Below are 2,271 nucleotides of genomic sequence, written 5' to 3'. Positions count from 1 at the left end.
GCTGGGACCTGTACCTCGACCCGCAGATGGTCGCGGACGGGCAGTGGCGCTGGTGTGTCACCGACGCCGGCCTGCCCGGTATCGAGCACATTCCGCTGACCAACTACGCCGGGTGGTTCGTCGTCGCGGCCGTGATGGCCGTCGCCGTGGACCGCATCGACCGTCGACTGGACGCCGGGACCCGGCACCGTGACGGTGTCCCGATCGGGTTGTTCCTGTGGACGTGGCTCGGTTCGGCGCTGGCCCACTCGGTGTTCCTGGGCTCTCCCGAGTTGCGGTATTCGGCGATCTACGGGTGGTTGGCGATGGGAATCCTGGGAGTTCCGCTGCTCGTGTCGCTGCTTCGGCCGCGCGCCCGGCGACCCGGGACCCACGACACGCACCCTCACGCCTGACACCGATCCACTCCCCTGGCACGATACGACTGTGCAGCCGCCCTCAGTTCCGACCTCGACCCGCTCGCGGAGGGCTTTGTCCCTCGCGGCCCTCGGGCTCCTCCTCGTGCCCCTCCTCGCGGGATGCCTGCGGGTTCAGGTGTCGATGGGGGTGTCCGCCGACGACCGGGTCTCCGGCCAGATCGTGGCCGCCGCCGTGCCGGCGAACGATCAGGACAAGGGCCCGCAACTCACTCCGCCCGACTCGCTGTCGGACAAGGTGCGCGTCCAGGAGTACAAGAAGGACGGGTACGTCGGCAGCCAGGCGTTCTTCAGCGACCTCACGTTCGGCGACGTGCAGCAGCTCGGCACCATGTCGGAGCAGGCCAACGGGAGTTTCCAGATCTCGCTCCAGCGGACCGGCGACCTCGTGACCCTCGACGGGAAGGCCGATCTCAGTTCGGTCCCCGCGCAGGGCACGGACGTGCAGTTCACGATCGCCTTCCCGGCGCGCGTCGCCACCACCAACGGCACCCGCGAGGGCGACTCGATCGTGTCGTGGAAACTTCCCGCCGGCGACACCTCGACGATCCGCGCCGAGGTGCGCTACTCGGACCCGAGCACCCGCAGCTTCGCGGGCTGGGCGGGCATCATGGCCGGCGTGACGCTGGGCGTCGCCGTGATCGTCGGTGCGCTGGCCTGGATGGCCCGCAACAAGGATCCGGTGATCGGCAGCGGTCGCGCACGGGACCACTCGGAGGTGTGACCTCTCGCCCGATCGAGCGGGTCGTCCGGATCGGCTCCCTGATCTCGGTTCTCGGACTCGCCACCACCGTCGTCAACCTGTGCCGCGCCCCGCGCCTCCCCACGGCGGCCCGCCCGGTCACCGAACCCGTCACCGTCTGCATCCCGGCCCGGGACGAACGTGACCGGCTGCCGGACCTGATCGGTGACCTGCGAGAACAGCGAGGCGTCGACGATCTGCGGGTGTTCGTCTACGACGACGCCTCCACGGACGGGACCGCCGACGTCGCGGACGCTGCGAGCGGCGCGGACCCCCGCTTCTCCGTGGTGCGGGGGACCGCGGAACCGCCGCCGGGCTGGGTGGGCAAACCCGCGGCCTGCCATCGGCTGAGTGAGCACGCCTTCGCCCGGGGCCGCGGCGACGGCGGGATACTCGTGTTCCTCGACGCCGATGTGCGGTTGCGTCCGGGTGCCCTGAAGGCCGCCTGCGCCGCACTGCGCGAGTCCGAGGCCGCGCTGGTCTGCCCGTGGCCGTTCCAGCAGGCGGGGTCGGTGACCGAGGCGCTGGTGCAGCCGCTGCTCGCGTGGTCGTGGGCGGCGACGCTGCCGATCCGCGTGGCCGGACGGTCGCGGCGCCCGTCGACGGCGGTGGGCTGCGGGCAGTTCATGGTGTTCGATTCCGCCGCGTACCGCAGGGTCGGAGGTCACCGGGCCGTCGTGGACAGCGTGATCGAGGACCTCGACATCGCGCGGCTGCTCCGCACTCGGGGTCACGCGACCGCACTGGTCGTGGCCGGCCGGTCGGCGTCGTGCCGGATGTACGAGGACGCCGGCGCGCTGCGCCGCGGTTACGACCGCTGGCTGTGGACGGCATTCGGCTCCCGCCTCGGCGCCGCGGCGGTCCTCGGTGCGGCGAGTGTGGCGTACCTCGCGCCGCCGGTCGCGTTCGCGGCCGGACGGGGACGCGTGCGCCGGTGGGGTGCGGTGGGATATCTCGCGGCCACGACGTCGCGGCTGTGCGCCCGGGCACTCGAACGCGGTGGCCGCCTCACCGCCGCCGACGTGGCCGGGGCGGTCGCGCACCCGCTGTCCGTCGCCGCGGTGACGGCACTGACGGTGTCGTCACACCGCAATCACCGCCGCGGGCGCACCC

3 protein-coding genes are annotated in these 2,271 nt (G+C 72.3%); all 3 read left to right on the top strand.

The window, feature by feature from the left end:
* The coding region (locus AC1D1G_RS44480; protein ID WP_477956861.1) for a carotenoid biosynthesis protein at positions 1-395 on the top strand (395 nt) is incomplete at its 5' end.
* Between the two features lie 31 nt (positions 396-426).
* Positions 427-1,140: an LppM family (lipo)protein gene (locus tag AC1D1G_RS44475; protein WP_280782570.1), complete on the top strand. Its 714-nt coding sequence runs from the start codon at positions 427-429 to the stop codon at positions 1,138-1,140.
* Positions 1,137-2,271 (top strand): glycosyltransferase family 2 protein (locus AC1D1G_RS44470; RefSeq protein ID WP_477956860.1); only part of this gene is annotated, 1,135 nt, incomplete at its 3' end. The genes AC1D1G_RS44475 and AC1D1G_RS44470, both read left to right, overlap by 4 nt.

This window comes from Rhodococcus sp. P3_B8 (genome assembly GCF_056402775.1).
The sequence above is the reverse complement of the archived record's forward strand: the minus strand, read 5'-3'. Positions and strand labels throughout refer to the sequence as shown.